At 74.4% G+C, this 24,628-nt stretch carries 19 protein-coding genes; 5 read left to right on the forward strand and 14 right to left on the reverse strand.

From position 1 onward, the window contains the following. Positions 1-129: 129 nt before the first annotated feature. Together PUR56_RS07795 and purD are read right to left on the reverse strand one after the other, a co-directional pair. Positions 130-1,698, reverse strand: a complete 1,569-nt coding sequence (locus tag PUR56_RS07795; RefSeq protein ID WP_329948359.1) for a hypothetical protein — start codon at positions 1,696-1,698, stop codon at positions 130-132. A 661-nt stretch (positions 1,699-2,359) separates the two neighbouring features. Next, on the reverse strand, positions 2,360-3,607 hold the full coding sequence (purD, locus tag PUR56_RS07800) for a phosphoribosylamine--glycine ligase (protein ID WP_329948360.1): 1,248 nt from the start codon (positions 3,605-3,607) through the stop codon (positions 2,360-2,362). A gap of 461 nt (positions 3,608-4,068) precedes the next feature. Between purD and PUR56_RS07805 the strand changes: the two genes are divergently transcribed. Next, on the forward strand, positions 4,069-4,854 hold the full coding sequence (locus PUR56_RS07805) for an SLATT domain-containing protein (protein ID WP_329884855.1): 786 nt from the start codon (positions 4,069-4,071) through the stop codon (positions 4,852-4,854). Between the two features lie 103 nt (positions 4,855-4,957). On the opposite strand, the gene PUR56_RS07810 is transcribed toward PUR56_RS07805, so the two are convergent. The 3 genes from PUR56_RS07810 to PUR56_RS07820 form a co-directional block, all read right to left on the reverse strand. Beyond that, a complete protein-coding gene (locus PUR56_RS07810) occupies positions 4,958-5,605 on the reverse strand; it encodes a hypothetical protein (RefSeq protein WP_329884854.1) in 648 nt (215 codons plus the stop codon). 121 nt (positions 5,606-5,726) lie between these two features. Beyond that, positions 5,727-6,875, reverse strand: coding sequence for a GntR family transcriptional regulator (locus tag PUR56_RS07815; RefSeq protein WP_329948361.1), 1,149 nt, complete (start codon positions 6,873-6,875; stop codon positions 5,727-5,729). Between the two features lie 157 nt (positions 6,876-7,032). Continuing rightward, positions 7,033-7,830, reverse strand: a complete 798-nt coding sequence (locus PUR56_RS07820; protein ID WP_329948362.1) for a carbon-nitrogen family hydrolase — start codon at positions 7,828-7,830, stop codon at positions 7,033-7,035. Positions 7,831-8,004: 174 nt separating this feature from the next. Here PUR56_RS07820 and PUR56_RS07825 point away from each other — a divergent pair, with 174 nt between their 5' ends. Then, a complete protein-coding gene (locus PUR56_RS07825; protein WP_329884851.1) occupies positions 8,005-8,826 on the forward strand; it encodes a maleylpyruvate isomerase family mycothiol-dependent enzyme in 822 nt (273 codons plus the stop codon). Positions 8,827-8,920: 94 nt separating this feature from the next. Here PUR56_RS07825 and PUR56_RS07830 read toward each other — a convergent pair whose 3' ends face one another. The 3 genes from PUR56_RS07830 to PUR56_RS07840 all read right to left on the reverse strand — a co-directional run bounded on the left by PUR56_RS07830 (position 8,921) and on the right by PUR56_RS07840 (position 13,064). Further along, positions 8,921-10,267, reverse strand: a complete 1,347-nt coding sequence (locus PUR56_RS07830) for an MFS transporter (protein ID WP_329948363.1) — start codon at positions 10,265-10,267, stop codon at positions 8,921-8,923. 144 nt (positions 10,268-10,411) lie between these two features. After that, positions 10,412-11,644: a M64 family metallopeptidase gene (locus tag PUR56_RS07835; RefSeq protein ID WP_329884849.1), complete on the reverse strand. Its 1,233-nt coding sequence runs from the start codon at positions 11,642-11,644 to the stop codon at positions 10,412-10,414. A gap of 184 nt (positions 11,645-11,828) precedes the next feature. Continuing rightward, positions 11,829-13,064 carry a benzoate/H(+) symporter BenE family transporter gene (locus PUR56_RS07840; protein ID WP_329948364.1) on the reverse strand — a complete coding sequence of 412 codons (1,236 nt, stop codon included), beginning with the start codon at positions 13,062-13,064 and terminating at the stop codon, positions 11,829-11,831. A 222-nt stretch (positions 13,065-13,286) separates the two neighbouring features. Here PUR56_RS07840 and PUR56_RS07845 point away from each other — a divergent pair, with 222 nt between their 5' ends. Continuing rightward, positions 13,287-14,273 carry a hypothetical protein gene (locus PUR56_RS07845; RefSeq protein WP_329948365.1) on the forward strand — a complete coding sequence of 329 codons (987 nt, stop codon included), beginning with the start codon at positions 13,287-13,289 and terminating at the stop codon, positions 14,271-14,273. A gap of 91 nt (positions 14,274-14,364) precedes the next feature. On the opposite strand, the gene PUR56_RS07850 is transcribed toward PUR56_RS07845, so the two are convergent. Genes PUR56_RS07850 through pdhA form a run of 3 tightly spaced genes read right to left on the reverse strand, consistent with a single transcriptional unit; the run spans position 14,365 to position 17,982 of the window. After that, on the reverse strand, positions 14,365-15,840 hold the full coding sequence (locus PUR56_RS07850) for a dihydrolipoamide acetyltransferase family protein (protein WP_329948366.1): 1,476 nt from the start codon (positions 15,838-15,840) through the stop codon (positions 14,365-14,367). 13 nt (positions 15,841-15,853) lie between these two features. Next, a complete protein-coding gene (locus tag PUR56_RS07855) occupies positions 15,854-16,828 on the reverse strand; it encodes an alpha-ketoacid dehydrogenase subunit beta (protein ID WP_380355158.1) in 975 nt (324 codons plus the stop codon). Then, complete coding sequence (gene pdhA / locus PUR56_RS07860; RefSeq protein WP_380355161.1) at positions 16,828-17,982, reverse strand: pyruvate dehydrogenase (acetyl-transferring) E1 component subunit alpha; 1,155 nt, start codon at positions 17,980-17,982, stop codon at positions 16,828-16,830. The genes PUR56_RS07855 and pdhA overlap by 1 nt, the downstream gene beginning before the upstream one ends. A 378-nt stretch (positions 17,983-18,360) precedes the next feature. On the opposite strand from pdhA, the gene PUR56_RS07865 reads away from it, so the two are divergent. Both PUR56_RS07865 and PUR56_RS07870 read left to right on the forward strand, forming a co-directional pair. Then, a complete protein-coding gene (locus PUR56_RS07865) occupies positions 18,361-19,020 on the forward strand; it encodes a response regulator transcription factor (RefSeq protein ID WP_329884844.1) in 660 nt (219 codons plus the stop codon). 65 nt (positions 19,021-19,085) lie between these two features. After that, positions 19,086-20,174 (forward strand): phosphotransferase enzyme family protein, encoded by a 1,089-nt coding sequence (locus PUR56_RS07870; protein ID WP_329884843.1) that lies wholly within the window; start codon positions 19,086-19,088, stop codon positions 20,172-20,174. Positions 20,175-20,183: 9 nt separating this feature from the next. Here the strand turns inward: PUR56_RS07870 and PUR56_RS07875 are convergent, their stop codons facing one another. From PUR56_RS07875 to PUR56_RS07885, 3 genes are all read right to left on the reverse strand, one after another. Continuing rightward, a complete protein-coding gene (locus PUR56_RS07875; RefSeq protein ID WP_329948367.1) occupies positions 20,184-21,986 on the reverse strand; it encodes a protein kinase domain-containing protein in 1,803 nt (600 codons plus the stop codon). 111 nt (positions 21,987-22,097) lie between these two features. Next, positions 22,098-23,504 (reverse strand): protein kinase domain-containing protein, encoded by a 1,407-nt coding sequence (locus PUR56_RS07880; protein ID WP_329948368.1) that lies wholly within the window; start codon positions 23,502-23,504, stop codon positions 22,098-22,100. Between the two features lie 302 nt (positions 23,505-23,806). Then, entirely contained in the window at positions 23,807-24,415 is a 609-nt protein-coding gene (locus PUR56_RS07885) for a bacterial proteasome activator family protein (RefSeq protein WP_380355166.1), read from the reverse strand. Positions 24,416-24,628: the final 213 nt, after the last annotated feature.

A 24,628-nucleotide genomic window follows, 5' to 3' on the forward strand; every position in this document is an offset into this window, starting at 1 on the left:
ACGGTAGCAACTAGTGGTGACGAATCTCCCGGCCGGGGCCCCGGAGGGCCTCCGGCCTGCGAAGACCCGGGGCGGCCGGCCGTTCCGGGGGCGCACATTCCGGGAGCACGCGCCCCCGGGTGCCGGTCGTCAGAGCCGGACGGGCTTCTCCAGCCGGACGCCGGCGGCGTCCAGCCAGGCCCGCAGCGGGCCGTCCTGGCCCTGCTCGACGGCCTGCGCGACCGGCTCGGCGAGGTCGGTGCGGCGGACCCCGCCGAGCTGCAGGACCGGGCCGTCCAGCCAGTCCAGGCCGGGAACGGCCCCGGCGGTGTCCACGGAGGCGCAGCAGACCATCGCCGTGACGTGGTCGACCAGCACGTCCCGCCCGGAGCGGACCGGTTCGAGCAGCGGCGCGGGTGCGGTGGTGCGGGCCAGCTGGGCGGTGAGCGCGGCGGCCAGCCGCTCGCCGTCGCCCTCCGCGAGCCGGACCAGCAGGCGGGTCAGCGTCGGGGCGCCGGGGCGGGCCTGCGGGGCGAGCCGGTCCAGCGCGGACTGCAGCTCCGCGGCCCGGGCGCGCCAGCCGGCGTCCACCACCTCGACCGGGTAGTCGGCCCACTCCAGCTCGCGCCAGGCGCCGGAGGCGGGCCGGCCGAAGAACAGCTCGGCGGCGAGCCGGGAGACCGCCGCGTCCACCGCGCCGGGCTCCTCCAGGAGGTCGCAGGCGGGGCGGTCGCCGAGCCGGCTGCTGTAGCCGTCGGCCAGCCGGTCGCGCCGGGACAGCTCGGTCAGCGCGGCGACCACACCCGCGTTCAGGTGCGCGGGGTGGCGGCCCAGCCGCCAGGCGGGCAGCGCGACCCGGGTGAGCAGCCGGTCCCAGCCCGCGTAGGCGAGGCCGACCTGCTCCTGGGCGGCGATCCGCAGGCCGTAGTCGACTTCGCGGGCCTGCTCGGACGCCCAGCCGGCGACGGCGCGTTCCAGTTCGGCGGCGTGCCCGCGGCAGGCGCCGAGCAGCCGTCGGGTGATCCGGTCGGTGAGCCCGGCCGGGCCCCGGCGGGCGGGCCGCGGGCCTTCGGGCGGGGCGCAGACCAGACCGGAGGCCGGGGCGGCGTCCAGGCTGGCGTCCAGGGCGCGCAGGAAGCGGCGTGCCGCGGCGATCTCGGGGTCGGCGGCGGCCGCGGTGCCGGCCACCACCGGGGCGAGGAGGGCGCGCAGCTCGCCGGCCCGCATCCACCAGAGGAACGGCGAACCGATCACCAGGACCGGCGCGGGCTGCTCGTGGTGGTCGGCCCGGCGGGACCGGCGGGCCGGGCGGGGCGGCGGGACGTCCTCCAGCCAGCTGTCGCAGTCCGGGGTGAGCGCGATGGCGGAGGGCGCGGGGACCTCCAGGCGGTCGGCCAGCTCGTCGATCAGCCGGTACAGCTCGGGGGCCTGTCCCCGGGCGATCGGGACGGCCGGGGTCTGCGGCGGCACGGCCCGGCGGTACGTCCGGGCGGCCAGCCCGGCCACCAGCAGGGTGAGCGCGGCGACCGCGCAGAGCACCCAGCGGGCGGCGTCCCAGCCGGCGGCGTCCGGGGAACCGGGGGCGCCGAGCCGGCCGGTGAACCGGCCTGCGAGCAGCACCGCCGCAGCGGCGGCGGGCAGCGCGGCGGCGGCCAGGGCGAGACCCCGGATCCGCAGGACCGCCTGGGCATGAGCGCGCGCGGTGTCGACAACGGCCATACGGTGCGGCACCCCCTTCGGAGCCCTCGGGCACCCGGTGACGGGGGTCCGAGCCGACTCGAACGATCAGTTCCGACCGGGGGACGGTGACGTCCGGTCCCCGGTAGTGCATGCTGCGTGGCGCTTCTGACATTCTCGACGCCCGTGTCCGGGTGGGTGTTCCGGATCGCCCCGGTTTCCACTCGTCCCGGTGACGCCGTCCGAATTCCGGACGACCGCACCCGGGCGTCGCACGAAGCGGCCCGGGCGTCCGACCCGGCCGGACGCCGTCCAGCATCCCCCCGCAGGACCGCCGCTACCCGGCGGCGGCCGGGAACGGCGCGGCCCGGGGCGCTGCGATCCAGCGCACCATAAGGCCGGGCGCCCGGCTGCGTCAGCCGGATGCGGCCGCTGTCACTCGATGGGCTGGATTCCGGCCGCCGAACGGTGCGGCGGCCCCGGATCCGCTCCGGCCCCTCCCGCCCCCGAAACGCCGGTCCGCGCTGCGGCCATGGGGGTTGTCCCGCCGCCCCGCCGGCCCAGCCGTCCAGCCGTCCCGCTCCGCCGGCCGACGGGCCGGGGACCGCGGGCCCGGGTCGGCGGGCGGGGCGGCCGGCCGGGAACGGCCCGGGCCCCCGGCGATCGCTCGCCGGGGGCCCGGGGGTGCCTGAGGGGGGAGCCGTCAGCCCGCCGCCTTCAGCGCGATGTCGGTCCGGTGCTGGCCGCCCTTGAGGGAGATCCGGTCGAGCGCCCGGTACGCCCGGTCCCGCGCCTCGGCGAGGCCGGTCCCGGTGGCGGTGACCGACAGGACCCGGCCGCCGGCGCTGAGCACCCGGCCGTCCTCGTCCAGCTTCGTCCCCGCGTGCAGCACGTACGCGGTGCCGTCGGCGGCCTCCGCCTCGGCCAGACCCTCGATCGGGTCACCGGTGCGCGGCGCCGCCGGGTAGCCCTCGGAGGCGATCACCACGGTGACCGCGGCGCCCTCGTCCCAGCGCAGCGGCTCCAGCTGGTCCAGCGTGCCGGTGGCCGAGGCGTGCAGGACGCCCGCCAGCGGGGTCCGCAACCGGGCCAGCACGACCTGGGTCTCCGGGTCGCCGAAGCGGGCGTTGAACTCGATCACCCGGGTGCCGCGCGAGGTCAGCGCCAGGCCGGCGTAGAGCAGGCCGGAGAACGGGGTGCCCCGGCGGTGCAGCTCGTCCACGGTCGGCTGCAGGACGGTCTCCAGGACCTCCTCCACCAGGCCCTCGGGGGCCCACGGCAGCGGCGAGTAGGCGCCCATGCCGCCGGTGTTCGGACCCTCGTCGCCGTCCAGCGCGCGCTTGAAGTCCTGGGCCGGCTGGAGCGGGAGCACGGTGGTGCCGTCGGTGATCGCGAAGAGCGAGACCTCGGGGCCGTCCAGGTACTCCTCGATGACCACCCGATCGCAGGCGGTGGCGTGGGCCAGCGCGGCCTCGCGGTCGGGGGTGACCACGACGCCCTTGCCGGCGGCCAGGCCGTCGTCCTTGACCACGTAGGGCGGGCCGAAGGCGTCCAGCGCCTCGGCCGCCTCCTCGGCGGTGGTGCAGACGTAGGAGCGGGCGGTGGGCACGCCGGCGCCGGCCATCACGTCCTTGGCGAAGGCCTTGGACCCCTCCAGCAGGGCGGCCTCCCCGGACGGGCCGAAGACGGGGATGCCGGCCGCGCGCACGGCGTCGGAGACGCCCGCGACCAGCGGGGCCTCCGGGCCGACCACGACCAGGTCGGAGCCGAGCTGCCGGGCGAGCGCCGCGACCTGCGCGCCGTCCAGCTGGTCGACCGGGTGGACCGTCGCCACCTGCGCGATCCCGGCGTTGCCCGGGGCACAGTGCAGCTCGGTCACGGCGGGATCTTGGGACAGAGAGCGGCACAGGGCGTGTTCGCGGGCGCCGCCGCCGATGACGAGGACCTTCACGCTGCGCAAGGGTAGCCGGTGGCCGGTTCGGGCCGCTCTCCGGTCCCGTCGGAAGCCACGAACGGAGGGCTCCGGTACACGCACGGCCCCGGAGGATCGTCCGATCCCGGCGCCGGACGGTAGGCGCGCAGTGCCCGGGTCAGGACAGCGGGTCACCGGGGCCTCGCTCGGACGGGTGAAATCTCGCCGACCGCCGCAACCCTCCCACCTCGGGATCCGGTGGCCGAATCCGGTAACGATCATTGGCGAAGCGGCCACACGGTCAGCCATTTGGCGGTAAGAAGTGCTGTTGGACCACTACCGGCCGCAGCCGGTACCGCCGCCCCGGGGCATCCGCGTCCGCCCCGGACCCGGCACGTGTCCGACGGTTCGACCGGTGTTTCACGGGCCGTCAGGCCGATGTCACGTCAGTCGGCGCACAGTCAGACCCAGCAGTCCGCCCGCCACAGGGAGCCCCACAGGTGAGCCAGCCGGAAATGCAGCCCGAGGAGAGTGCCTGGGGCAAGGAGATCGGCGAGGAGGACCCGCCGGCCGCGACCGTCGCGCGCCCTGCCTCCACCCGCCGCCGGTCCGATCTGAGCACCCGCCAGTTCCCCCTCGGGGACTGGGGCGAGCCCGCCGAGCGGCTGGAGGAGCTCTACCGCTGGTCGGAGGAGCGCGCGGTCGAGGCGATCGAGTGGTACCGGCGGGACCGGGTCTGGAAGCGCCGCTGGGCCCGGCTGCTGCGGTTCGGCACGGCCGGCTTCGCGATCGGCGGGGTGACCGCCCCGCTGGTCGACCTGACCGGGGCGGTGGCGAACGGCACCAGCTGGGGCTACGTCGGGCTGGCCCTCGCCGCCGCCTGCCACGGCGTGGACCGGGTGTTCGGCCTCACCTCCGGCTGGATGCGGGACGTCTCCACCGGGCAGGCGCTGCAACGCCGTCTGGAGGCCTTCCAGTTCGACTGGGCGTCGGAGTGCGTGCGGGAGGTGCTCGGCCCCACGGAGGGCACCGCGGGCGAGGCCGCCGAGCGGTGCCTCGGGGTGCTGCGGCGGTTCTGCGAGGACATCTCGGACATGGTCCGCACCGAGACCTCGGAGTGGATGCTGGAGTTCCGCGCCGGGATGACCCAGCTGCCCACCCAGGCCCCCGGGAGCTGGGGCGGTCGCACCGAGCCGGGCATCGGCGCCCAGGTGCGGGTGCTGCCGCCGCCGGGCACCCGGCCGACCATGCCGCGCCAGCGGCCGCCGGAGGGGCCGCTGCGCTAGCGGAGGCCGTACGGGCGGTTCCCGGGCGCCGCGCCGTGCGGCGCGTGAGCCCTGGGCGGCGTGAGGCGTGGGCAGCGCGGGCGGCGGGTGCCGAGCCGCCCCGTCAGGCGAAGACGATCATCGAGCCCTGGTGCAGGCTGCGGGTCGCCGCCGCGTACAGGCCCGCCCAGGCGTGCCGCTCCCGGGCGAACGGGTGCAGGTCGTCCAGCGGCGGGCCGAACGGCTGCTCCAGCCCGGTCGGGCCGAGCGGCCGGGTCGGGGCCGGCGGGTCGAACGGGTCGATGCCCAGCGCCGGGGCGACGGCCTGCAGCTCGCGCAGCAGCCCGTGGCTGGAGCCGAGCGGGCCGCCCGAGGCGAGCAGGGCCTCGTCCACCAGCGGAACGGCGAACTCGATCGGCACGTACGCGCCGGCGTGGTCGAAGTGCCAGACCAGGTGCGACTGCTCGGCGCTGCTCTCGAACATCTCCAGCAACTGCTCGTAGTCGCCGCCGAGCTCGTCGACCGGCGTGATGTCCAGACCGGTCAGACCCAGCAGGTAGGCCCGGCGCAGGAAGTGCAGCGAGTCGTAGTCGAAGGCGGCTATCGGCTCGACCGCCCCGCTGAGACCCGGTACGTAGTGGTACACCGGCACCTCGGGCAGGCCGTACGAGGCCAGCACCTGGTTGTAGAGCGCGAGGTCGTCCCGGAAGGGATTGTCGGGGCTGTGGCTCAGCACGTCCACCAGCGGGACGAGCCAGAGGTCGCAGGCCATGGGACGGCTCTTCCTCTCCGGGCATCGGGGGCCGGCCGCGCGGGGCGGCGGACGGCGAACGGGCGGGTCGGCGCCCGGGGCAGTCGGTCCGAGGACCGGCCGGGGCGGACGACCGCCCACCCTACCGGCCCGGCGCGCGATGCGGATCGGGCCGCCCCTCCGGCAGTTGGCCGGGCTGCGGTTCGGGCAGCCGGCGGCCGAACCGCCCGTACGGGACGGAGCGGGGCTGCGGCACCAGACCGAGGCCCAGGCCCAGTTCACGGCCCAGCTCGTGCTCCCGGCCGCGGGCGCCGCCGGCCGGCCGGACCGGCCCGGGGTCCCGGCCCGCCCCGCCCGGTCCGAGTTCGGCGTCGGCGCGCGCCGCCTCGCCCGGGACGGCCGCGCCGTCGGACGGGCCCTCCACCGGCGCGGCGATCCCCGGAGCGTCCGGCACACCCGCTCCGGCACCGCCCGGCGGGGCGTCCCCGGGAGCCGTCGGGTCCGGGCCGGTGCCCGGCAGGGCGGCACCGCCCGGCGGGACGGCCGCCCGCTCCGGCACCGGCCGACCGGCCAGCAGCGCCAGCACCCCCACCGACTCCACCGACTGCCCGGACAGCTCGGCCAGCAGCCGGACGGTGAAGAGGTTGTACTCGCAGACGATCCGGTGGACGGCCGCGAGGTCCCGGGCCTCGATCGCGTCCACCAGCTCGACGTGGCTGTCCCAGCAGACCCCGGACAGCTCGGGCATCGCCCGCAGGTGCGGCGCGGCGAACATCCAGGACTGCACCCGCAGCCAGTCCAGGTAGTCGGCGATCCGGCGGTTGCCGAGCAGCCCGGCGACCTCCTGCCAGAACCGGCGGTCGCACCCCACCATCACGTCGAGGTTCCCGGCGCGGGCCGCCCGCACCGCCGCGTCCGCACGGCGGCGCAGCGAGGGCAGCCGGCTCTCGTCCGTCGGTCCGGGACGCGCGGCCAGCTGCCGGAAGTAGCTGTCGGTGATCAGCACCCGGGACTCGAAGATCTCCAGGAAGTCCTCCCAGCCGAACTCGGGCACCGTGAAGCCCCGGTGGTGCTCGGCCCGGAGCAGCCCCTGCGCGGACAGGTCGACCAGTGCCTCCCTGGCCGGGGTCGCCGAGACCCCGTACAGCTCGGCGATCTCCTTGACGGTGAAGTTGCGCCCGGCCGCCAGGCGGCCGGCCATCATCTCCTCGCGCAGCGCGCCGGCGATCTGTTCGCGCAGGCTGTTCCGGTGGATCACGGGGCGGGAGTCGCCTGGGCCGGTGCCGAACATGCGCGCGACCTCCTCGGCGGGCTGGACGGCCTGACGGGGACAGACCGGCGGTAGAACGGCTGGTAACACGACGAAGGCTCATCTTCTCAAAAAGGACACCGACGTGTACAAGCCCCCCATACGCCCCGGGCGCGCCCCGCGCGCTCCTCCGCCGCCGCTACCTCTGCACGGGCGCCGGAATGCCCAGCAGACGGTCCCGGTGCACCGGGAACTCGGCGCGCGCCCTGGCCACCTCCGCCGGATCGAACTCCACGGTCAGCACCTCCTCCCCGGACCCCGCCTCGGCCAGCACCCGGCCCCACGGGTCCACCACGATGCTGTGGCCCGCCTGCTCCACCCCGCCGTGCGTGCCCGCCGTGTTGCAGGCCAGGACGTACGCCTGCTCCTCCACCGCGCGGGCCCGGTTCAGCAGCGTCCAGTGCTCCCGCCGCCGCTCCGGCCACGCCGCCGGAATCACCAGCAGCTGCGCACCCGCGTCCAGCAGGGCCCGGAACAGCTCCGGGAACCGCAGGTCGTAGCAGGTCGCCAGGCCCAGCGTGCCGAGGTCCGTCGTGGCCGTGACGATCTCCTGGCCGGCGCCCATCGCCACCGCCTCCCCGCTGTCGAAACCGAAGCGGTGGATCTTGCGGTAGGTGTGCACCAGCTCGCCGTCCGGGGCGAAGAGCAGCGAGGTGTTGTAGATCGGCCCGTCCGGATCGCGCTCGACGATCGAACCGGCGTGCAGCCAGACACCGGCCGCCTTCGCGGCCGCCGCCATCGCGTCCGAGGTCGGCCCGTCCAGGGCCTCCGCGCCGTCCGACCAGAGGTCGTGGGCGAAACCGCCGAGCGGCCACAGCTCCGGCAGGACGACCAGATCGGCCCCCTGTTGCGCCCGGACCAGCGCGGCCGCGCGGGCCCGCCGCTCGGCGGGCGGCTCGGCGTCGGATACCCCGAGTTGGATCAATGAAGCGCGCACAGTACCACCGTCCACGGCAAGAGTCCTACGATCGTCACCCGAAAGCGCTGCCCTGCTATCACCCGGCAGCGTAACGTGCGGTTAGCGTGTGTGCCCGGAAGCCGGACCTTTCCCGGCCGACCCCGAACCCGGGGCACGCGTGGCAAGGCAGCTGACGGAGGGCCGGAGATTCCCGTGACGGACAACCAGACCGTGCAGGCTTACACCGAGGCGTGGACGCAGGCCATCGAGGCGATATCCGAGCTGGTGACGCCACTGCCGGAGAACTCCTGGAACCGGGCCACCGAATGCCCCGGCTGGTCCGTCCGCGACGTCGTCTCGCACGTCATCGCCGTCGAGTCCGAACTGCTCGGTGACCCCCGCCCGATCCACTCGCTCCCCCGCGACCTCCGCCACGTCGCCAGCGACTACGCCCGCTACATCGAGCTGCCGGTCGACAAGCGCCGCTGCCACACCGCGCTGGAGATGACCAGCGAGCTGGAGTACACGATCATCCGCCGCTCCCGCGCGCTGCGGAACGCCAAGCAGACCCCCACCGAACCGGTCCGCCGGCCGGGCGGCCCGCACGGCCGCGACGTGCCGTACCACGAGCTGCTGCGCCTGCGGGCCTTCGACGTCTGGGTGCACCAGCAGGACCTCCGCCGCGCCCTCGGGCTGCCCGGCGACCTCGACTCCCCGGCCGCGCTGATCGCCCGCGACGTCCTGCTGGAGGCGCTGCCGAAGGCGGTCGCCCACCAGGCCGGCGCCCCGGCCGGCACCGCCCTGGTCGTCGACGTCACCGGACGCGTCGAGTTCCTGCGCACCGTCCGGGTCGACTCCGCCGGCCGCGGCACCGTCGACGAGTCCATCAGCCTCGCGCCCGACGTGCAGCTCACCCTCGACTGGGAGACCTACGTCCGCCTCGCCTGCGGCCGGGGCCGCCCCGGCCCGGTCGCCGTCGAGGGCGACAAGGAGCTCGCCGACCGCGTCCTCACCAACTTCGCCGTCACCCCGTAGCCCTCCGTGCGGCCTCAGGAGGCGCAACCGTCGACCTCCGCCCGGTAGGCGTCAGAAGTTCTGAGGGCTCCGAGGTTTCCGCAGGTGAGAGACCCTACGGCGTCGCCGGTGCCAGCTTCCGGCGGAGCCGGAGGATCATCAGCGTGCCCACCGCGAGGGGGACGTACTGCCAGCAGAACGCCCAGCGGAAGGCGGTCGCGGAGTAGGTGTCGGCGCCGGCGGGGCTGAGGGTGTCGAGCAGGACGCCGATGCCGAGGAGCGTGATCATCGTGCCGATGAAGCCGCCCATGTTGACGATGCCGGAGGCCGTCCCGAGGCGTTCGACGGGGTTGCGGGCGCGGGCGTAGTCGAGGCCGACCAGGGAGGCCGGGCCGTTGCTGCCCATCACCAGGATGACCGCGACCAGCAGCCAGAGCGGGGGGTGGCCGCCGGGCCAGGCCAGGACGGCGGCCCAGAGCGCGGCGGTGGCGCCGATGGCGGTGAACACGATCGGCATCCGGACGCGGGCGGTGCGGGAGAGCAGCCGGCCGAAGAGGAAGCCGAAGCTCATGTTGGCGAGCACCAGCAGGGTGAGCAGCCCGCCGGCCTCGGTGCGGGACATGCCCTGCGCCTCGACCAGGTAGGGCAGGCCCCAGAGCAGGCCGAAGGCGTTGCCGGGGAACTGGGTGGTGAAGTGCACCCAGAGCCCGAGCCGGGTGCCCGGCTCCCGCCAGGCCTCCCGCACCTGCCCCCCGACGCCGGGCCGGGGCCCGGCGGGCCCTGCGGGCCCGACAGGTACGGTGCCCGGCGCCTCCCGGAGGAACAGCGCGACCAGGGCGAACACCCCGATGCCGAGCAGGGCGATGGCGGTGAAGGTGGGCGTCCAGCCCTCGCTGTGCAGGGCCTGGGCGAGGACCACGGTGGTGACGAGGTTGCCGCCCATCCCGGCGAGGCCGGTCAGCTGCGCGACGAACGGGTTCCTGGCCGCCGGGAACCAGCGGGCGGCGATCCGCAGCACGCTGATGAAGGTCATGGCGTCGCCGCAGCCCAGCACCGCCCGGGAGGCGAGCGCGGGGGCGAACGCGTCGGAGAAGGCGAAGGCGAGCTGCCCGGTGCTGAGCAGCAGGATGCCGAGCAGCAGGACCCGGCGCGGTCCGAACCGGTCGACCAGCAGCCCGACGGGTATCTGCATGGCCGCGTAGACCAGGACCTGGAGGATCGAGAACGTGGAGAGCGCGGAGGCGCCGATGCCGAAGCGGTCGGCGGCGTCGAGTCCGGCCACGCCGAGGCTGGTGCGGTGGATGACGGCGAGGACGTAGACGCTGACGCCGATGGACCAGGCCAGCCAGGCGGCCCGCCCGCCCGGCGGGTGGGCCACGACCGGGGGCGCGGACACCGCGGCGGTGGCACCGGGAGCGACGGCCGGCAGGGGGCTGGCTGGACGGGCTGGCTCCACGGTCATAGTGCGCCCAGCGTAGTCATCCCATCATTGGACGCCCAGACCGGGGTGACCGAGGACGGACACCGGCCGTCCCGATCCGGCCACTCCCGGTCCTGCCCGCCCTGCCCCTGCCCCCTGCCCCCTTTCCGCCCGCCCCGTGCTCCCCTACCCCACCACCGTCCAGGAGACCGACCGCGTCATGTACCGGTCCCGGAAGGCCTCGTCGCGGACCCAGTCGGTGGTGTCCCGGACCGTGGCGGTGACGGTGGCGCTGTGCCCGGGCGCGAGCCCCAGCAGCGCGGTGTCGAGCCAGCTGCGGTCCGCCGCCTGCGGCTCCACCGGGACGCCGTCCACCGTCCAGTCGACCCGCAGCTGCCGGGCGCCGGCCAGCGGCAGCGGCCGGGCCTCCAGCCGGGGCCGGCCGGTGACCTCACCGGGGGGCGGGACCGGGGTGTCGGTCGGCCGGACCCGCCGGTAGATCTCCTCGATGATCGCCTCCCGCGACGGCAGGTTGTACGCGCCGCCGAGGGTTCGCATCACCGAGTCCGGGGTGGGCCGGTAGACGCCGTTGGCGCTGCGGTACGCCCCGATCGTCCCGGCGCCGTCCGGGGACTCCGCGCCGAGCCAGCGCCACCACTTGACCTGCTTGCGGCGCATCTCGTCGGCGTTCTCGACGGCGAGGTTGGGGTAGTCGGCGTCGTCCGGCGCGCTGTCGTACTCGTCGCCGAGGTCGCCGACGGTGTGCCCTATCTCGTGCTGGATGATCCGGCCCGCGTCCGGGCTGCCGCCCGCCAGGGTGGTCACCCCGGTCCCGCCGGCACCGCCGTACTCCCCGGAGTTGGCGAGGGCGATCAGGTACTGCGGGCCGTCGCCCCGGCCGGCGAAACGGGCCGTCTCGTCCTCGTCGGCGCAGAGCAGCCGGGCGGTGCCCTCGCACCAGAAGTGCATGCCGAGCGGGGTGGCCGCCTGGCGTCCGCGACTCTCGGTCTCGGCGATGCCCGAGACCGGGGAGACCACCTCGACACGCCTTATGTTGAAGAACCCCTGGTAGCTGCGGAACGGCTCGATCTCCATCAGGGCGTGCCAGGCCCGGTCCGCCTGCTCGCGGAACAGCTCCTGCTCGGCCTCGGTGTACCCGTCGCCGAGCAGGACGAGGGTGATCCGGTTGGCCGGGTCGCCGGTCCGCCGTATGTCGACGGTCGGCGCGGTGCCGGCGACGCGCACGTCGGCCCGGAGCGCGGCGTGCGGCGGCACCGCCCGGTCGGCGGGGGCGCCGGGACCGATCACCCCGAACGGTGACGGGCCGGCCAGTTCGAGCGCGGCCGGGAGTACGGCGGTGGACACCAGCACGAGCGCGGCCAGACTCCGGACGAGCCGGCCAGGGTTGCCAGGCGGCATACGGGTGCGTCCTCGACGTTCCGGTCACCCGGTGTCGCCCGGGTGGTGGACGCGAAGACGTACCCGGCCCGGTGTGTCGGCCTCACCGGTCGACGAAAATGTCACCGACCTGGCCGAACGACAGGCACCTCACCAGTCATACCTATGAGTCCTGTCAGGTGGATGATCACCCCGGGCCGTGACCTCAGCGGCCCCGGTCCCGCCGGGCCTCCAGCACCAGATGGGTGACGAGGCCGAACAGCAGGCCCCAGAAGGCCGCGCCGATGCCGAACAGGCTCATCCCGGAGGCGGTCGCCAGGAAGGTCACCACCGCCGCGTCCCGGCCGCGCTCCTCGGCGACCGCCGCGGCCAGGCTGCCCTGCAGCGAGGCCAGCAGCGCCACCCCGGCGATCACCGCGATCAGTTCCTTCGGCAGTCCGGTGAACAGGCTCACCAGGACCCCTCCGAAACTGCCCACCACCAGGTAGAGCAGGCCCGCCGACATCCCGGCCACATAACGACGGCGCGGGTCGGGGTGGCTCTCCGGGCCGGCGCAGATGGCGGCGGTGATCGCGGCCAGGTTGACGCCGGGCGAGCCGAACGGCGCCAGCAGGACGGAGACCCCGCCCGTGGATCCGATCAGCAGCCGGTCGTCCGGCCGGTAGCCGAAGGCCCGCATCACGCCGAGGCCGGGCGCGTTCTGCGAGGCCAGCGCGACGATGGTGAGGGGCAGCGCCAGACCCACCATGGCCGGCCCGGTGAACGCGGGCACGGTGAACACCGGCCGGGTCGGCCCGCCGGATCCGAGGTCCAGCGGCAGACCGACGGTGACGGCCGCCAGCACCCCGCCGACCAGCAGCGCGGCCGGCACGGCGTACCGGGGGGCCGTCCGCCTGGCGAGCAGGAAGGCCGCGAAGCTGCCGAGCACCAGGACGGGCGCCCCCTTCACCGCGCCGAAGATCCCGGCGCCGAAGGAGAAGAGGATGCCCGCCAGCATCGCGTTGACGATCCCGGCCGGGACGGCGGCGATCAGCCGGCCGAACAGCCCGGTGACCCCGAACAGCGCCACCACCACCCCGCTCACCAGGAAGGCGCCGATCGCCTCCCGGTAGGGGTAGTCGCCGAGGCTGGTCACCAGCAGGGCGGCGCCGGGGGTGGACCAGGCGGTGATCACCGGCGTCCTGGTCCACCAGCTGAGCAGCAGGCAGGTCAGCCCGCTGCCGACCGCGACCGCCCAGATCCAGGAGGCGGTCTGCGCCTGGTCCAGCCGCCCGGCGGCGGCCGCCGCGAGCACCACGACCAGCGGACCGGAGAACGACACCACGATGCACACCAGTCCGGCCAGCAGCGCCGGGACGGAGGCGTCCCGCCGCAGCGAGCGGCGTTCCTCGGGGTGGTCGGAAGGACCCTCGGCCGCACGGGTTATCAGCTCCTCTGCCATCCCGGCAGTATCGCGGAGCAGCCCCCACCGCGGGCGGTTCGAGGATTCCCGGAAAAACTTCCGAACCCACCTGCAACCCCCGGCGGGGACGGACGTCTATACGGATGAAGGCACGGAGAGCGAGACCGGCGAGGGCCGGGGGGCGCTACCGCTCGCGAGCAGCGGACGCCGGTCACCTTCACCTCACACACCCGCACCACCATGACCCTGGGGAGACACGTCATGAGCAAGTCCGTTATGCCCGCATTCGCGAAGAACATCCGCCCGCTCTCCGGCCGCCGCCTCGCCACCGTCGCCGCCACCGCCGTCCTCGTCGGCTCCGTCCAGCTCATGACCGCCGACACCTCCTGGGCCTGCGGGGACGACCGGATCGGCGGCCCGCACCCGGCCACCGGCACCGAGCACCACGCCCCCGGAACCCTGGTCTCCCCGGACGCCGCCCTCACCTCCGCCAAGTCCTCGGTCGTCGCGGACGGCGGCTGGAACGAGGTCTCCCTGAAGGTCACCAACAAGACCGGCACCGAGGCCCACGGGATGGAGCCCCAGTTCGCCGTCTACACGCCGGGTGAGCGCGCGGCGGTGCGTTCGAAGGATGTCCGGATCCAGTTCCTGGACTACACCGGCGCGTGGAAGAACGTCCCGGCGACCGAAGGCTGCTACCGCATCATCGACGCCGGCGACGCCCAGCGCCAGAGGATGTCCGACAACACGTCGGTCACCTTCAAGTTCCGCTTCTCCCTCGCCCCGACCACTCCCGAGGACGTCACCACGATCAACCTGCTGGCCTCGGTCGGCCGCGCCGGCGCGGGCGCCCCGGGTGCGACCGACCTGAAGGCGGTCAAGGTGACGCGGCCCCAGGGCACGGGCGCCGCCCAGCCCACCGCGAAGCCCACCGCGAAGCCCTCCGCCACGGCCAAGCCCGCCACCCCGAAGCCCGCCGCCAAGCCGACCGGCACCGCCAAGCCCGCTCCCGCCGAGCCGGTCGCCGCGCAGACTCCGGCCGCCTCCCCCGGCACCGCGGCCACCGGGGCCCCCGCGGCCACGCCCACCACCGCACCGGCCACCACCGCGCCCGCCGGCACCCCGGAGCTCGCCCAGACCGGCGCCGGCACCCCCAACGGCCTCCTCGCCGCCCTCGCCGGCACCCTCGCCACCGCCGGCGCAGCCGTCCTGGTCGCCGTGCGCCGCCTGCGCGGCGCCCGCCACTGAGCCAGGGCGGTAGCGGCCGACGCACGGGGTAGACGAAGGGCCCTGCCTCCGCACGGCGGTGCGGAGGCAGGGCCCTTTCGGCAGCCGGGGCTCAGCCCCAGGTGATCAGACGCTTCGGGTACTCCAGGATGCCCGCCACGTCGGCCAGCACCCGCGAGCCCAGCTCCCCGTCCACCAGGCGGTGGTCGAAGGAGAGCGCCAGTGTGGTCACCTGTCGCGGGACCACCTTGCCCTTGTGCACCCACGGCAGTTCCCGGACCGCGCCGAAGGCCAGGATCGCGGCCTCGCCCGGGTTGAGGATCGGGGTGCCGGTGTCGACGCCGAAGACGCCGACGTTGGTGATGGTGACCGTGCCGCCCTGCATGTCGTTCGGCGAGGTCCTGCCCTGGCGGGCGGTGTCGATCAGCTCCCCGAGCGACACCGCCAGGCCCCCGAGGGTCTTGCCGCCCGCGTCCTTGATGTTGGGGACGATCAGGCCGCGCGGGGTGGCCGCGGCGATGCCGAGGTTCACCTGACCCTTGATGACGATCTCCTGGGCCGCCTCGTCCCACTGGGCGTTGATCTCCGGGTGGCGCTTGATCGCGGTGAGCAGCGCCTTGGCGACCAGCAGCAGCGGGCTGACCCGGACGTCCCGGCCCAGCTCGCCGCTCTCCTTGAGCCGGCGGACGAACTTCATCGTGCGGGTGACGTCGACCTGGACGAACTCGGTGACGTGCGGGGCGGTGAAGGCCGAGGCCACCATCGCCTGCGCGATCGCCTTGCGGACGCCCTTGATCGGCACCCGGACGTCGCCCGCGACCGGAACGGCCGCCTGGGCGGCGACCGTCGGCTCGGCGGCCGGGGCCGGGGCCGGGCCCTCGACCGCGGCGGGCACCGGAGCGGTGGACGCTGCCGCGTGGGCGTGCAGGTCCTCGCGGGTGACGACGCCGTCGGGGCCGGTCGGGGTGACGGCCCGCAGGTCGATCCCGAGGTCCTTGGCGAGCTTGCGCACCGGCGGCTTGGCCAGCGGGCGGTCACCGGTGACGGCGGCGGGCGCCACCGCCGGTGCGGGCACCGCCGCGGGAGCGGGAGCCACGACGGGGGCCGGGGCCACGACCGGGGCCGGAACCGGAGCCACGGCCGGAGCCGGGGCCACCGGGGCCGAGGTGGAGGCGGTCGCCACCACGGTCGTGCGGCGGGCCCGGCGCTGGGCGACACCGGTCCGCGGGCCGTAGCCGACCAGCACCTCGCGCCGCTCGGGCTCGACCTCGGCGGCCGGGGCCGGCGGAGCCGCCGGGGCCGCGACGGCGGGGGCGGGAGCCCCTGCCTCGCCGGCCACCGCGACCGAGATGATCACGGCGCCGACGTCGACCGTCGCGCCCTCCGGGAAGAACAGCTGCTCGACGACCCCGTTGAACGGGATCGGCAGCTCCACGGCGGCCTTGGCGGTCTCCACCTCGCAGACGATCTGGCCGTCCGTCACGGTGTCACCGGGCTTGACGTGCCAGCTGAGGATCTCGGCCTCGGTGAGGCCCTCGCCCACGTCGGGCATCTTGAACTCGCGGAGCGAGCGAACTTCGGTGGTCATCTTCGCTCCCCGCTCAGTAGGCGAACGCGCGGTCGACGGCGTCGAGCACGCGGTCCAGGTCGGGCAGGAACGCCTCCTCGACCCGGGACGGCGGATAGGGCGCGTGGTAGCCGCCGACCCGCAGGATCGGCGCCTCCAGGTGGTAGAAGCAGCGCTCGGTGAGGCGGGCGGCCAGCTCGGCGCCCATGCCCAGGAAGACCGGCGCCTCGTGCACCACGATGCCGCGGCCGGTGCGCTTGACCGACTCCTCCAGGGCGGCGAAGTCCACCGGGGAGAGCGAACGCAGGTCGACCACCTCCAGCCGGCGGCCGTCCTCCTCGGCGGCCGCGGCGGCCTCCAGGCAGACCTTGACCATCGGGCCGTAGGCGATCAGCGTGGCGTCGGTGCCGGGGCGGACGATCCGGGCGTCGTGCAGCCCCAGGTCGGCGGCGTCGCCGATCTCGCCCTTGTCCCAGTAGCGGCGCTTGGGCTCCAGGAAGATCACCGGGTCGTCCGACTCGATGGCCTGGCGCAGCATCCAGTGCGCGTCGTGCGCGTTGGAGGGGGCGACCACGCGCAGACCGGCGGTGTGCGCGAAGTAGGCCTCGTGCGACTCGCTGTGGTGCTCGACCGCGCCGATGCCGCCCGCGAACGGGATGCGGACGGTGACCGGCATCTTCACGTGACCGAGCGCGCGGGCGTGCATCTTCGCCAGCTGGGAGACGATCTGGTCGAAGGCCGGGTAGACGAAGCCGTCGAACTGGATCTCCACCACCGGGCGGTAGCCGCGCAGGGCCAGGCCGATCGCGGTGCCGACGATGCCGGACTCGGCGAGCGGCGTGTCGATCACCCGGTCCTCGCCGAAGTCCTTCTGCAGGCCGTCGGTGATCCGGAAGACGCCACCGAGCTTGCCGATGTCCTCGCCCATCAGGACGGTCTTCGGGTCGTTCTCCAGCGACTTCCGCAGCGCGTCGTTGAGCGCCTTGGCGATGCTGAGCTGACCGGCCATCAGAGGTTCTCCCCCGCCTCGAAGGAGGCCGCGTACTCGACGTACCCGGCCCGTTCCTCATCGACCAGCGTGTGCGGCTCGGCGTAGACGTGGTCGAAGATCAGGGTCGGGTCCGGGTCCGGCATGCCGCGCACGCCCTCGCGCACCCGCAGCCCCAGCTGCTCGCTCTCGGCGTCGATCGAGGCGAAGAACTCCTCGTCGGCCAGGCCCTCCTTCTCCAGGAGGACCTTGAGCCGGCTGATCGGGTCCTTGGCCTTCCAGGCCTCGGTCTCCTCGGCGAGCCGGTAGCGGGTGGGGTCGTCGGAGGTGGTGTGCGCACCCATCCGGTAGGTGAAGGCCTCGATCAGGACGGGGCCGTTGCCGCTGCGCGCGTGCTCCAGCGCCCAGCGGGTGACGGCCAGGCACGCCAGCACGTCGTTGCCGTCGACCCGGACGCCCGGGAAGCCGAAGCCGGAGGCGCGGCGGTACAGCGGGATCTTGGTCTGGGTGGTGGTGGGCTCGGAGATCGCCCACTGGTTGTTCTGGCAGAAGAACACCACGGGCGCGTTGTAGACCGAGGCGAAGGTGAAGGCCTCGTTGACGTCGCCCTGGCTGGAGGCACCGTCGCCGAAGTACGCGATGACCGCGTCGTCGGAGCCGTCCTTGGTGATGCCCATCGCGTAGCCGGTGGCGTGCAGGGTCTGCGCGCCGATCACGATGGTGTAGAGGTGGAAGTTCTTCTCGTTCGGGTCCCAGCCGCCGTGGTTCACGCCGCGGAACATGCCGAGCAGGTTCAGCGGGTCCACGTCACGGCACCAGGCGACACCGTGCTCGCGGTAGGTCGGGAAGGCGTAGTCGCCGGGGCGCAGCGCGCGCCCGGAGCCGACCTGCGCGGCCTCCTGGCCGAGCAGCGAGGCCCAGAGGCCCAGCTCCCCCTGTCGCTGCAGGGAGGTCGCCTCGGCGTCGAACCGGCGCACCAGCACCAGGTCACGGTAGAGGGCGCGAAGCTCGTCGGGCTCCACCGTGAGCGGGTAGTCCGGGTGCTCGACCCGCTCGCCTTCCGGGGTGAGCAGTTGCACGAGCTCCGGCTGGGCGTCCGTACCCGTGGCGCGGAGGGTGTCAGGGACGCCGGGGGCCGCCTTCTTGCGGGCCCTCGCCGTGCTTTTGACGGTCACGTTCACTCCTCGGTCTGTCCGGCCGCCCGGGGTCGCCGGTGACCGGTCCGGTCACCGCCTCGCGGGGCGCGCGTGGGTGTGCGCACCTACTGCGGGGCAGGTGGTGATCCTCTTCCGACGTCGCCCTCACGAGAACGTTACCCAGCGTCCGCCCCGGGCGCGTCTGCGCTAGGACGTCCTAGTTGTTGGATGCCGACAACTACGGGTGTGGCGCAGCTCTCAATTCGGTCGCCATCAGGACACCTGCGCACGTTATCCGGGCGGGGGCTCCCGCGTAAGGGGGTTACCGGCATCGCTTTCTCCCGCTCTGGCCGGATCGCGCCCCCGCCCTGGTGCGGGCGATAGGTCTTTCGTAGGGTGATATGGGAGGCTTTGCGCGTGACTGATATTGGACAAATCAGGGTATTCCTGCTCGACGACCACGAAGTGGTCCGGCGGGGCGTCCACGAACTCCTCTCGGTCGAGGACGACATCGAGGTGGTCGGCGAGGCCGGCACCGCCGCCGAGGCGCTCACCAGGATCCCGGCCGTCCACCCCGACGTCGCGGTGCTCGACGTCCGCCTGCCGGACGGCAACGGCGTCGAGGTCTGCCGGGAGATCCGCTCCCGGCTGCCGGAGATCAAGTGCCTGATGCTGACCTCCTTCTCCGACGACGAGGCGCTGTTCGACTCGATCATGGCGGGTGCCTCCGGTTACGTGCTGAAGGCGATCCGCGGCACCGACCTGATCACCGCCGTGCGGGACGTCGCCGCCGGGAAGTCGCTGCTCGACCCGGTGGCCACCAGCCGGGTGCTCGCCCGGCTGCGCGACGGCGGCGAGAAGGAGGACGAACGACTGTCCCAGCTCACCAAGCAGGAGCGCCGCATCCTCGACCTGATCGGCGAAGGGATGACCAATCGTCAGATCGGGAACGAGTTGCACCTCGCCGAAAAGACGGTCAAGAACTACGTCTCCAGTCTGCTCGCCAAGATGGGGATGGAGCGACGGACCCAGGCGGCCGCCTTCGTGGCACGGCACCAGGCGGACCACCAGCACTGACTCGCGAGCTGCACACATCTGACGCCCTGTCAAGGGCCCCCGCCGGGGGGCCCTAACCTCTGGCTGTGACTTTCAGCCAGACCCTTGCCTGTGCACCAGCCCGTCCCGACCTCACGGCCCCCCCGATAGGAACGCTCAGCCCGCCCGTCCCGCACGCCGCCCTCGCCGAGATCCTCCGCCGCTACCGGGTGGGCCGCCTGCTCACCGCCGAACCCGTCGCCGAAGGCCTGCTGAACCGGGGCTACCGCGTCACCACCGAAGCCGGCACCTACTTCCTGAAGTGCTACGTCGACGCCGCGACCGCCGGGCGCGAGGCCGTCGCCGGCCACCACCGCGCGATGGCCGCGCTCTCCGCCCTGGGGCTGCCCGTCGCCCCTCCGCTCGCCCTCGCCGAACGGACCGGCACCGTCGCCGCCTTCGGCGGCCGGCTGTTCGCCCTCTTCCCCTGGGTGGACGGCCGGCACCGGCACGGTACGGACCTCTCCCTGCCGCAGTGCGACGACCTCGGCACGCTGCTCGGCCGACTGCACGGCGCCCTCGACGACGTCTGCGCCCCCGTCGCCCAGCCCTCCGGCTACCGGAGCGCCGACGCGCGCGACAGCTCCGTACTCGCCCGTGAACTGCGCTCGCACGCCCGCGAGCACCGCCCGTTCGACGACCTGGACGCCCTGGTCGAACGGCGTCTCTCCGAGCGGCTGGAGCTGCTCGCCGACCACGCGCACCGGCGTCCCGCCCCGCAGACCGCCCCGCCCACCGGCTGGACCCACGGCGACTTCCACGGGCTCAACCTGCTGCACGACGGCAGCCGGATCTCGGCGGTCCTGGACTGGGACAAGCTCGGGCCCCAGCCGCGCGCCGAGGAGGCCGTGCGCGCGGCCACCCTGGTCTTCAACGACCGGGCCACGGGGGTGCTGGACCTCGTCCGCGTCCGGCACTACTCGCAGTCGTACCGGGCCACCGGGGCCGCCACCGCCGAACACCTGGCCGCCGCCGTGCACCGGGTCTGGTGGGAGCGGCTGAACGACTTCTGGATGCTCCAGTGGCGCTACCAGCGGGCCGACCACCGGGCCGACCCGCTCTACCCCGCCTCGGCGGGCCAGTTGGCGTGGTGGTGCCAGGAGTACGAGCAGGTCCTGGACGCCTTCGCCAACTGACCCCTCGGGTCAGCCCGCGGTCGCCGGCGGGGAGACCGGCGGCTTCGGCGAGGTGTTGCCCCCGGGCGGTGCCGTCGTCGCCGGCGGCGGCTGGGTCGCCGTCGACGTCGCCGGCGGCGCGGTCGTCGCGCCGCCGCCCGCGGTGGTCGGGGCGGTGGTGGGCGGCGCGGTCGGCGTCCCGGTCGCCGGCGGAGCCGTCGTCGCGGGCTTGCTGCCGGTCGTGCTCGGGGTCGACGACATGGTGTGCTTGCCGCCCGAGGTGGCAGGCGGCTGGCTCTGGTTGCCGCCGTTGCCGCCGTTCCCGTTGCCGGTGTCGGTCGGCTGCTGCGGGCGCCGGGTGTTCTGGGTGGTCGGGGCCGTGGTCACGGCGCCGCCCGTGGTGGGCGTGGTGGCCTCCGGCGCCGTCGACACCACACCGGGCGGCGGGGTGGTCGGCTGGATCTTCCCGCCGGAGCCTTCGTCGTTGCCACTGAGCGCCAGGGCGATCCCGGCGCCGGACGCGACGATCACCGCCACGATGCCGGCCACCCAGCGCCACGGCCCGCGGCCCCCCCGGTCGCGTCCGTGGCCGCCGCCGCCGGAGCCGTCGCCGCCGTCACCGCCGCCGTACGGTCCGCCGGCCGCCGGGTAGGGCGAGGACGGGGTGTGCGGGCCGCCCGGCACCTGGTACGGCAGCATCGCCGTCGGGTCCCCCGGGACGCCGGCCCCGAGCACCGCGGTCTCGTCCGCGCCGGGCACCGGCATGCCGCCGTAGCCCTGCCCGGCCGCGGCCAGGCCGGAGGCCGCGGAACCGGCCGCCCAGGCACCCGTGCCGCCCTGCAGTTCGCGCAACGCGTGTTCGAGGTGCGCGCGGAACTCGTCGGCGTCCTGGAAGCGGTCGTCCGGGTTCTTCGCGAGCGAGCGCAGCACCAGCGGGTCGAGCGCCGCCGGTACCCGCGGGTTGGCCTGCGAGGGCGGCACCGGCATGTCCTGGACGTGCTGGTAGACCACCGAGAGCGGCGTGTCGCCGGTGAACGGCGGGCGCAGGGTCAGCAGCTCGTAGAGCATGCAGCCGGCCGCGTACAGGTCGGAGCGGTGGTCGACCGGCTTGCCGAGCGCCTGCTCGGGCGAGAGGTACTGCGGGGTGCCCATGACCATGCCGGTCTGGGTCATGGTGGAGGCGGTCCCGGTCAGCGCGCGGGCGATGCCGAAGTCCATCACCTTGACCGCGCCGGTGGTCGTGATGATGACGTTGGCCGGCTTGATGTCCCGGTGCACGATGCCGTGCCGGTGGCTGTAGGCGAGCGCCTCCAGCACCCCGGCGATGATCAGCAGCGCCTGGTCGACCGGCGGCTCCGACTCGTCCACCAGCAGCTCGCGGACGGTCCGGCCCTCGACCAGCTCCATCACGATGTACGGCGTCGACTCCTCACCGACGTACTCCTCGCCGGTGTCGTACACCGCGACGATCGCGTGGTGGTTGAGCGCCGCGACGGCGTGCGCCTCCCGGGTGAAGCGGAGCCGGGCGATCTCGTCCTGGGCCAGCTCGCCGCGGAGCAGCTTGACCGCGACGGTCCGGCCGAGCCGGACGTCCTGGGCGGCGAGCACCTCGGCCATGCCGCCCCGGCCGAGCCGGTGGGTCAGCCGGTAGCGGCCGTCGCCGACCGTGCCCAGCGGGGCGGCGGTGCCACGGCCCGGCGTCTGCGGGCCGCCGAACGGCGGGAGCGCGGTGGTGGCGGCGTCGCTACCGGTTCCGGGCGTCCTCGGGGCACCACCGGCCGAACCGGTCGCCCAGGCGCCCTCGTCGTCGTCCGGCTGCTGCGTCTGTGCCATCGCTCCTCGCCCCGGGCCTTCGCTCGGATCGCGGTGCCCTGTCGCCTCGTTTGCCCGAACGCTACCGCCTCCGGCCTGCCCCCGTGGCACGCCCGATCCGGACGGAATGCGTCAGAGCAGGCCATTCCGGTCGGCCGGACCGTCCAGGTGGAGCACGGTGGCCGTCCGCTCCGAGACCCGCGAGGTCGACCCGCCGGCGGTCTCGTTCTTGGCTCGGTTGACCACGATCGCAATGATGATGACGGCCAGCACGATCACGCCGACGATGATGCCGACGATCACCAGGGCCGTGGAGCAGCCACCGCTGTTCGACGCGGGGGCCGGCTGGAACGGCGCCGGCATCGGCTGCGGCGGCGGGGTGTGCGCCTGCGGGAAGTGCGGCGGCGGCGTCTGGAACGCCGGCGGCGGGGTCTGGTAGGCCTGCGGCTGCGGCGGCGGGGTGTGCGCCTGCTGCGGGAAGTGCGGCGGCGGCGTCTGGAACGCCGGCGGCGGGGTCTGGTAGGCCGGCGGCCGGTGGAACGGCTGCGGCGTCTGCGGGGCCTGCGGGACGGACGGGACCGGCGGGGCGGCGTGCACCGAACGCGGGCCGTCGGTGATCACCAGCGGGGAGCTGGCCGCCAGGGGGCTGCCGCCGCCCTTGGCCACCGCGATCAGCCGCTCGGCCTCGTCCCGCATCGCCGCCGCGCTCGCGAACCGGTGCGCCGGGTCCTTCCGCAGCGCCGTGGCGACGAACTCGTCGACCGCCGGGTCGAGCGCCCGGTTGAGCGTGGACGGCGCCGGCGGCTCCTCCTGGACGTGCTTGTAGGCGATCGAGAAGGCCGAGTCGCCGTCGAAGACCAGCTGGCCGGTGATCATCTCGAAGAGCATCACGCCGACCGAGTACAGGTCGGAGCGCGCGTCCACCGGCTTGCCCAGCGCCTGCTCGGGCGAGAGGTACTGCGGCGTGCCGACCACCATGCCGGTCTGGGTCATCGAGGTGACCCCGCTCTCCAGCGCGCGGGCGATGCCGAAGTCCATGACCTTGACGACGCCCTTGCGGTCGAACATGACGTTGCCGGGCTTGATGTCACGGTGCACCAGGCCCTGGTCGTGCGAGGCCTCCAGCGCGTTCAGCACGCCGACGGTGACCCGCAGCGCCTCCTCGACGGGCATCGCGCCGTGCTGGGCGACCGCCTCGTTGATCGCGTCCCGCAGGCCCTTGCCGTCGACCAGCTGCATCACGATGTACGGCGTGGTGGAGCCGTCGGGGGCCACGTCCTCGCCGGTGTCGTAGACCCGGACGATGTTCTCGTGCTCCAGACGGGCCACGGCCTGCGCCTCACGGCGGAACCGCTCCTTGAACGACGCGTCCCGGCCGAGCTCGGCGTGCATGCTCTTCAGCGCCACCGGCCGCTTCAGGACGTTGTCGTACGCGAGGTGCACGGAGGCCATGCCGCCCTCGCCCAGCACCCGCTGCAGCACGTACCGGCCGTTGCCCAGGGAGTAGCCCTCGACCTCCGCGTTGCCGTGCTCGCTCATGGTCCTCTGCTCCCCCTCGTCGCGGCAGTGCCGCCGCGACCGTGACGTTCGGTCTCGTCCGTGCGTGTCCGGGCCCGGCCCGACGGCCTGCCCGACCCCTGTCGCGGCGCTCGCCCGGCCTGCGACAGGGGCCCAGGGTATCGGCTCGCGGCGCCGGTGATCGGCTCAGGGCCGACACTGTGTCCGGTCCGCGACCCGGTACCGGTCGGTAGTGCGTTCGACACCGGGTCGTCGTGGTACGCCCGATGCCGTGACGGCCGCCGCGGTGCGGCGGCGCGCCGTCCCGCGGTGTCCCGCCGGGCCTACAGGTACGGGCCGGAACGGATGCCGCGGCCCTCGCCCGGGTCGTCGCCCTCCGGCTCGCCGCCGTGCAGACCGGGCGGCAGCGCCCGCCGCATCTGCTCCAGCTGCGCCCGCGCCGCCATCTGCTGCGCGAACAGGGCGGTCTGGATGCCGTGGAACAGGCCCTCCAGCCACCCCACCAGCTGCGCCTGCGCGATCCGCAGCTCGGCCTCGGTCGGGATCGAGTCCTCGGTGAACGGCAGCGAGAGCCGTTCCAGCTCCGCGACCAGCTCGGGCGCCAGGCCGAGCTCCAGCTCCTTGATCGAACTGGCGTGGATGTCCTTCAGCCGGGCCCGGCTGGCCTCGTCGAGGGGGGCCGCCCGGACCTCCTCCAGCAGCTGCTTGATCATGCTGCCGATCCGCATCACCTTGGCCGGCTGCTCGACCATCTCGGTCACCGGCAGTTCACGCGGGCCGTCACCGTCGTCGTTCCCCGGCGAACCGGGGAACCCGTGGCCCACCGGCAGGCCGTCCGGTCCGACGATCAGCACCTTCTGGCCGTCCTGCGACTGCCCGCCCATGCCCTGGTAGAGCTCCTGCGACGAGCGCTCGTTCATCGGATTCGTCATGAATCACATTCTCCCTCACTGGGGTTGGTCGGGTGGAGGCCCCCGACCGCACCGCCCCGGACCGGCATCGGCCGCCGCACGCGTACCGCCGCCTGCCCGGACACGACGCTACGCCCCCCGGGCGGGCCGCCGGTATCCGTACGGATACTCAGTTCGCCCGGGGCCGGGGCACGCCCGCCACCGCGGGTGCCGACCGACCTCCCCGGCCCGGGC

This window comes from Streptomyces sp. BE303 (genome assembly GCF_036290945.1).
Classification (GTDB): Bacteria; Actinomycetota; Actinomycetes; order Streptomycetales; family Streptomycetaceae; genus Kitasatospora.